The sequence below is a fragment of the Blautia sp. MCC269 genome, assembly GCF_018785655.1.
Lineage (GTDB): Bacteria > Bacillota > Clostridia > Lachnospirales > Lachnospiraceae > Blautia_A.
In genome coordinates this window covers 22,545-30,471 of the sequence record NZ_WQQE01000014.1, presented here as the reverse complement: position 1 = coordinate 30,471, position 7,927 = coordinate 22,545, and the positions used below count along the sequence as shown (strand labels likewise).

8 protein-coding genes are annotated in these 7,927 nt (G+C 39.0%); 4 read left to right on the top strand and 4 right to left on the bottom strand.

Going from position 1 to position 7,927, the window contains the following annotated elements; all coding sequences use genetic code 11:
• The first annotated feature begins 245 nt into the window (after window positions 1–245).
• Complete coding sequence (locus GPK88_RS06155) at window positions 246–773, top strand: hypothetical protein (protein ID WP_005342546.1); 528 nt, start codon at window positions 246–248, stop codon at window positions 771–773.
• 333 nt (window positions 774–1,106) lie between these two features.
• Window positions 1,107–1,346: a DUF6061 family protein gene (locus GPK88_RS06150; protein ID WP_041254325.1), complete on the top strand. Its 240-nt coding sequence runs from the start codon at window positions 1,107–1,109 to the stop codon at window positions 1,344–1,346.
• Between the two features lie 209 nt (window positions 1,347–1,555).
• Here GPK88_RS06150 and GPK88_RS06145 read toward each other — a convergent pair whose 3' ends face one another.
• On the bottom strand, window positions 1,556–2,554 hold the full coding sequence (locus GPK88_RS06145; protein WP_252197693.1) for an ABC transporter permease: 999 nt from the start codon (window positions 2,552–2,554) through the stop codon (window positions 1,556–1,558).
• A 30-nt stretch (window positions 2,555–2,584) separates the two neighbouring features.
• Window positions 2,585–2,752: a hypothetical protein gene (locus tag GPK88_RS18825; protein ID WP_242859014.1), complete on the bottom strand. Its 168-nt coding sequence runs from the start codon at window positions 2,750–2,752 to the stop codon at window positions 2,585–2,587.
• Window positions 2,753–3,060: 308 nt separating this feature from the next.
• On the opposite strand from GPK88_RS18825, the gene GPK88_RS06135 reads away from it, so the two are divergent.
• Together GPK88_RS06135 and GPK88_RS06130 are read left to right on the top strand one after the other, a co-directional pair.
• Window positions 3,061–3,540, top strand: coding sequence for a sigma-70 family RNA polymerase sigma factor (locus GPK88_RS06135; protein WP_055056121.1), 480 nt, complete (start codon window positions 3,061–3,063; stop codon window positions 3,538–3,540).
• Window positions 3,537–4,979 (top strand): DUF4367 domain-containing protein, encoded by a 1,443-nt coding sequence (locus GPK88_RS06130; protein ID WP_059085783.1) that lies wholly within the window; start codon window positions 3,537–3,539, stop codon window positions 4,977–4,979. Before GPK88_RS06135 ends, GPK88_RS06130 begins: the two co-directional genes overlap by 4 nt.
• Before the next feature lie 274 nt (window positions 4,980–5,253).
• Here the strand turns inward: GPK88_RS06130 and GPK88_RS06125 are convergent, their stop codons facing one another.
• Together GPK88_RS06125 and GPK88_RS06120 are read right to left on the bottom strand one after the other, a co-directional pair.
• Window positions 5,254–6,120, bottom strand: coding sequence for a DUF2971 domain-containing protein (locus GPK88_RS06125; RefSeq protein ID WP_059085782.1), 867 nt, complete (start codon window positions 6,118–6,120; stop codon window positions 5,254–5,256).
• Between the two features lie 57 nt (window positions 6,121–6,177).
• The gene (locus GPK88_RS06120; protein WP_173772248.1) at window positions 6,178–7,926 is read right to left on the bottom strand and encodes a M56 family metallopeptidase; all 1,749 of its coding nucleotides are present in this window, start codon (window positions 7,924–7,926) and stop codon (window positions 6,178–6,180) included.
• Between the last annotated feature and the right edge of the window lies 1 nt (window position 7,927).

Here is a 7,927-nt window from a genome sequence, read left to right as displayed (position 1 = left end):
GGAAAAAATGAAGATTGTGTTGGGAGTATAGGAGGAATTATCTGTGGTGTTCAACTTATTCCTTTAATTGGGTCTATTCTCCCAACAGAAATAGCATTAAAAAAGAATTTTGATAAGAATGGAACAAGACGATAAATGCCATTTTTTGAAACTGAGAAATCGGGATTGACCGAGTTCTTTGAGTGAGATACACTTCTTGGACGAAGGGAAGGAAGAAGGAAAAAGTACTTTAGAGGTATTATGGAATGAGTAATAAATTGGTTGAGCACAAAGAATCAAAAGAAATATTAACTGGAAATCAAAAGAAAATTTTGTTTTGGATTTGTTTCATTATTTTAAGTATAGCTTTCATTACAGTCTGGATAAATATACTTTTGACATCTAAAGCATTTAATACACAAATGGAAGAGATGGTACTGGGAGAAGATTACTATATGGAGGATATTGTGATTACAGGTAAAAGGGCTGAAGATGCTTCGGCTGATACGATATCTCAGAATTATTTCTTCTACTACAACAATGGAAAAGTGAATGATTATCACAAGCGAATGCAAGTACCGGGATTTGTATATTCGGAATATAATGTAGGAGATTCCATAGCTGCATATACCACAGACCATGTTAGTTATTCTTATTACAAGTATGGGATTCTTCCGGATACAGAGTATACAAACAATGAATTAATGAAAGTGGCTGGCGTATTGCTTGGAATTGGAATATTTTTATTGGCTTTGTTTGGGGTGTTAAGTAAGAAAATGAATTACAAGAAGTAACCAACTTCCCGTTTATTGGGAAGTCGCAGAGAACGAAAAACTGGAATTGAGATTTCATATATTCCAAGGGATTTAATAACTGTTATATTTTATTATCAAATATCTCTCAATCCCTTGAAAACACAAAGTTTATCGCAGGTGAGCTTTCCCTTATTGTTTCCCTTGCGTTATATCGTCCCACCAGTGTTTACGAACTCTGATAAGGGCAAAAACAAGGGCAAGAAAATTATATAAAACAGTATAACACAAAATAAAAGTGACATTGTGAACTGATTGAAATGCTTCTGATTTTTGCAACAAATGATTGATTTAACGATAAGGAGATTTGATACGATGAGAACAATATTTGCAGAATACAATCCCAAGCGCAACAGTATTGATGTTTACACCTCTGTTGGCTATATGCTCCGCATTGACTGTTGGGAAGCTGAAAAGAACTTAAAAACCACACCAGGATCAGACTGTGCATTAAACGCACTCGCCATTGATGAACCTCTTGAATATGCAAAATTATATCTTGATGGAAATTTGCAGATGTGGATAGATGCGGAAGACTCATTAGATATTTTTTAATTTTTAAACAAATACAACAGTTTAAATCGCTATTAACCACAATATTTCCGGAAAATTCATCATAGGTTTGTGCAAATGCAAAGAAACGGCGGCTCTGAAAATCAAAGCCGCCGTTTCATAGGCGCGTGAAAATGTGTCTGCTCTGCGACGGCTTTTTTTCTTTTGCCGTCGCGCTGCAGATAACCTATTCGTTCTATTTTGAACTTCTTTTATGCTACCTGATGTCTGCAATAGGAATGAATCGCCAAGAATGTAAACACAAATAATTCAATTCCTGCCGAAATCAAAATAACATGCGGTGTCCAGAAACTCATTCCACCGATATTCAGATAATTGAAATCTGCAAGCTGAGAAAGGAAATTGTTCTGCATACCAATTCCGGCAGATGGAAGTATGGTAGAGAGCCATGTTGCTCCCATCGCTACATAAGCAAAAAGCGGCATGAGAAGAACTACAATAGAGATCAGCAAAACTGTCAATGTGTCTTTACATTTTGCAGACAGGAACAACGTACAGCTAACCGTTGCTAATACAGAAAGTAAGCCCGCTGCTGCGAGAATTATCTGCAACTGCCCCAGATTGATGTTTGGCAGATTAATGATAGAGTATCGCATCTGAAACGATGTTTTTAAGCAATCCGTCCCGAACGCTGCATCTAAAATCAGAATGTGTACCGTGATCCCGACAAGGAAAGTAACAACGAAAAGTGTAAATGCCGCCAGAATTTTGGTAATTGCTAATTGTTTATGCCCGTATTTGGTGGTTCGCAGGATGCTGTCACCGCCCGTTTGATATTCTCCGGCGAAAGTAGATGCTGCGATTGCCACACACAAAATAGCAAGGAACAAAATATAAAACTCAATATAATCAAATGCATCTTTTGAAATTCCAGAATGAAGATAAAATGGCGTATCAAGTTCTGAATATTTTTCAAGAGCTTTCTGCTGTGCGGTTTCGTTTTCTCTTTGCTCGTTCCGCATGACATCCTGTAAATGTTTTGCGCACTTTTCATAATAGGCTCCGTTAATGTCATTCGGGTCAATATCCATTAAATCAGCACCAATGTCTGTTAATGGATCAGCAAACGCTTCGGACAGACCGTTCAGTAAGGGACGGATCGGGACGATTTTTCCAATATATACAGCCAGATGAAAGCCATCTTCCTCGACCGGCCCATATTCTCGACCGCAGCTTTGATAAGTTTCCAAAGCCGATTTGATCCTATCCGGGGTCGCATATTATCTGTCCTCCTTTTCCAAATCTGTCTGCGGAAACAACCACAGATACAGATCTTCCAATCGTGGTTCCGTTGTAACAGATTCATCAATTTCCAAGTGTTCGGACAGATAACGAATAGAAACCTGATTGTGATCTTCGCCTCGCTGATTGATAATGCGCAGCCGCATTTCACATTCCGGCAGCTTTGAGGTCGGAATTATGCAGTTCCAAACCTTGCCCTCAATCCGCTTGACAGATTGGAGATTTTTTTCTTTTTCACATCGGAGAGCGAAAGAATGTCCAACAAATGATTAATCTTTTTGGTAGTTATCTCATTCATTATGGAATACTATTGAAAGTAGACATTTTTTTGTGCAAAACCACGAACTTGTCCATTTATAAGAAAAAGAATAAATTATTAGGGATATTTTTGATTTCTGCACGTCTAATAGATGTAAAGAAAATGCTGGCTGGCAAAAAAAGAGGTGGTGTTTAAATGACAAAGGAACAACTTGGATCTCTGATCCTAGATTCAGAAAGACAATTATACTCAACTGCAAAAACAATTTTATTTAGTGACTATGACTGTGCAGATGCTATTCAGGAAACAATTGTGAAGGCTTTTTCCAACGTCGGTACATTAAAAAACGATAACTATGCCCGGACCTGGTTAATCCGTATCTTAATCAACGAATGTTACAGTCTTGTGCGTAAATCCAGTAAATTTATCCCATTGGAAAATCTAGCTGACAGACAGGAACCGGAATTAGAAAAAACAAAGAATTACAGTGAATTATATACAGCCGTAAATTCCTTAAAAGAGGAACTGCGTTTACCCGTTATTCTATACTATATAGAAGATTTCAGTGTAAAAGAAATCGCCCAGATCCTTGAAATATCGGAAGGTGCCGTTCAAAAGAGACTTGCAAGGGCAAGAGGAAAATTAAGGCAGGAATTACAGGAGGTGTCAATATGAGATTAGAAGATATGAAAAACGATATTCCCGAAACACCGGATTTTATCCATAATATGATTCAAAATGAGGTAGCAAAGCAGCTGGCGGATAATAAAGTGGCGAATCTGCGAAGAAGAAAACGATGGACAGCTCCGAAAGTTGCCGCAGTGGCAGCTGCGTGTGCACTGGCAGTTTCCACGGCAGTATATGCAGGAGTAAATCTGTATCACTGGTTTTTGGAAAAACAGGGTTCTTATGGTGTTTCAGTCAAAATTGATGCTGGTGATGCAGCAAAGAAGACCGTACTTCCAGATGAGGTCCCAGAGGTAGATCTGTCTGCTAAATATGTTCCGGAGGGCATGAGCTGGATTGACGAGTACCATCTCCAATATCCTGAGCATGGCATGACTGGCGGGTTCAGTTTTTCATTTGTCCTGTTGGATAAAAATGATCTGGGACAGGTAGTACAGGATCAGAATGTTATTGATAGTGAAGAGCGTACATTTGGAAAATACCAGGGGATATATCTCAAATATAATAGCATTACCGAAAACGGGGCTCTTAACCAGAGAATTTATCTTGTCTGCCCGGATTTATATCGTGTGCTTATGATCTACATCGGAGATGATGTGTCAAAGGATGAAGCCATAAAAGTTGCAGAAAATCTGGTGATTGAGGGAAACACGACTATGGTAAAGACCGCCGGATTGCCTACATGGAGCGGAGAGATGATATCTGAAAAGACAGAAGATGATAATGATGAAATAAGTACTTCTGTAAATGAGAAAAAACTACCCATTTACCAAATTGGTGACACCTTTGATCTGGATGTGATTGGTGAAAACACAAATGGTGAATATCTGGAAAAAACGATTTCTGCAAAGGTAGATTCTGTTCAAATTTCTGATGATCTTCAGCTTCTCGATCCGGACAAAATACCACAAGAATGGGCGGAAGCCATTGATGCTGATGGAAAGCTATCTACAAACACATTGAATTATGTGAAATCTGGCGACGGAATCGATTCCCTGGATGAAATTGTGAAGTCAGAGGAAGTGAATCAGAAACTGGTCTATGTTACAGTTACCTATACCAATCATTCAAATGAGGAAATCGACCATATGCTTTATCTTGGTGCTTTACTGACCCTGACTAAGGAAAATGGAAAAGTACAGCTTTACATTCCAACAGAACAGGCCGGCGATGGCTATGACTACATTAGCTGGGACGGCGTGGCAAAGACTGGAGGAATGGTATATTATAGTGTCTCTGAAAATTATGGCAATGGTGGAAACTACATTTCCTCTATAAAACCAGGCGAAAGTGTACAGCTGAACATGGCCTGGATCGTAAATGAAAGCGACCTCAAAAATCTGTATCTGAATGTGACTGGAGACGGAGCTTCATATGAGTTCTCTGAATATATACTGAAAAAGGGACTAGTAGATATTCGCAAATAATATGCTATCGTTTATGATCCCATTTTTTTATATGTCATATATGAAAAAGCGTTTTTCGATTCCTTTTGGTTTCGAAAAACGCTTTCTTTGCTTCTTCGATCTCTGCACATGAAGTGTAATCTGTGGTATCCAATACGATTTCCTCATTCTTTCCATTGCCGGTTAATAATTATAACGACAGTGTACTATATGAAGCAACCGACAACAACAAAAATCATTAAATGAGTTTCGACAGAAAAAGAGATTCCACACTGTAAGTGGAACCTCTTATCTATTAACGCAATGGACAATCAGATACTTTTATATTTTGAGCCAGTTTATGCAACCCAAGATGTCTGCAGTAGTTTTCCAAATCTTTTGGATTCTGGGATGAACGTGGTCCGATAATAATTGAATTGATAATATCTTCCCTGTGCATATTTTCTGTTTCTAAGACTTTTTGTAAATCTAAAATGTAGAACTCTTTTATTATATTGAATGTTTTGTATTCGATATGAGGATCGTTGTCCGTTACAAAATATGGTGCGATTCGGATTTCCTTTTCAGCAGTAAATGTAGGATGTTTGTGAATAAGGGCACATAATGCTAAATTATCAATGAATCCATCTAAGTTGGAAAATCCTTCCAGAATTCCAGTGGAAATATATGAAGACAATAATTTGTATAATTCATGATCCCTGGTCTCCTGAGTATAATACTGTTCGCCAATGATCATCCCATGATAATATAACAGGTTGTGCAATGCTTCGGTATTGAATTCTATTGCAACACCACGTCCATGATCGGCATAGCGGTCCCATTGAGCTGCATCGTCTAATGCCTGTGACAAACAGAACATAAAAAGGTGTTTTTGCGATGTTCTGTCATATATTTCTTTAAATATTTTATCAACATCACATTTGGGTTTTATATTGTTTTGGGTAAGACCGTTCTCAATGTTCTGCTTCAGGTTATCAATAAACCCAATCACTTCTTTTGCATCATTCACATTCGTTGCGCTGCCAAACCAAATCTTTTTTTTCCTTAAAATTCCATCCAAGGCTGGAAAAGAAGTGTAATGCCATAAAGTTTTACCAACTTTCTGAACAAATTTGTCAGTAGATTCCTGTCTTTTCTGAATTTCTACTAAATTGTAGGTCATATACAATACCTCTTCTGAAATAATATCATTTGAATATGCATCGATCGGACAAATCCTTTATTCTGTATAGATGTTCCCATTCTCATCCGTCCAGGTGCCGTCACCATTGTCTGTGTATCCGACCCCATCTGCGTCACAATAATAATAATCTCCGTTTGTTGTTTCTATTACATTAACAGTACCGTTACTGCCCTGGAGTTCATGCTGTTCCAGTTGGTTTCCGAAATGATAACCTTCGTCATTCCAGGTACGATATGAATTTCCATTGGCATCTGCCCAGTTTCCATCTCCCTGATAACTGTATCGGCTCCCATAATAATCAGAATAGGTCCCATCTCCGTTATCGTAAAGAACTCTGGATTCTTCATCTCCTCCACCCGGTGCTACAATTGATGCTACACCGGAAGTAGTACTGAATCCACTGGTATATGGTACGCCTGCTGGCAGATTTTCATAAGATGAAACAGACCCGTTGTTGTCAGAGGTAATTCCATCATCGGTCGTTTCACTTACCTGTCCGCTGTTTTCCATGGCAGGTTCATCGTTTGTTTCCGCATCTGCTTTTTCCTCTTCGTCTACAGAATCCTCTGTATCTGTATTCTCTGTCACTCCTCCTTCGTCCTGGGTTTCAGCAGCTTTCTGCATAGTTACCATTTCAGAAAATGGTGCATAATCCGGTACATTATTTTTCTCTGGATCTGCATTTTTTTCAATACCAGACTTCTCCGTCTCTACTGAAACTGTATCTGTCCCGGCAGAGACATTAAATACCAGATTACCGCCTGCAAGCAGCAGCGTCACAAGAATTCCCGGAAGAATTCCTTTGCGGAGTTTCCGAATGTTCACCATATACAGAATCCGATCTTTAAACACCATTTCGCTGTCATTAAGACTTGCTGTCACATATGGAATCTGATTTTCCATGGCTACTGTCCTGAGAAGCAGCTGTCGATATAATTTATGTTCCTTTTTATTAACTCTGCGAACAACTGCTGTATCACACAGATTCTCAATATCCTTATCCGCTTCTTTCAGCATGATAAGAAGAAAGGGATTGAACCAGTATATCGATGCACAGATTCGAAGGAGCATCTTATACCAGAGATCCCGATGGCAATAATGTGTAAGTTCATGGTAAAAGATAAGTTTTCTTTCTTCTGCTGAATACCCGGTTGCTGGTAGATACAATTTTGTATGTAAAAGTCCTGCAAGAAGCGGTGTGGTAAGACCTGCGTTTTGCCTGAGTTCCGGTATTCTGCGTACGTGCTTCTTTTGACACGCTGCACGGTACATCTGAATACTCACCGTATCACTTACCTGCAGACTCATCCGTTCCAGATTCCTTATAGAAAAATAATATGCCAGCAATTCTCCCGTCAGTTTAAGTACCGCTACGCTCAGCCAGACAGCAGCAAAAATCAAAGCCACAATTCCCAGCCATTTATCTGATTCGTACCTGACAGTTCTCTTTTGTTCCGGGATTTCTGTCAGATTTTTCATGTCTTTGCTCGCAGATGATACGTTTTCTGTTATCTTCTGACTTTCCTCTGGTCTGACTGCGTAATCCGTTATCTTCGGGCTTTGCGTATTCTGTTGACTGCTTCTAAGTACTTTGAAATCCACCAGTGCCAGATTCGCCGGAAGGCGCACCGGAACACAAAGGCTTATCGTAATCAACAGCCAGATAAGGTACTTCCATCTCGCTGATACACGTCCTTTAAACAGAGTCGCAAGCACTTTTACCAGTAAAATTACTACTGCTGCAATAACATTCAGTTTCAGAATGTGCAGAATAAGAACTTCCATA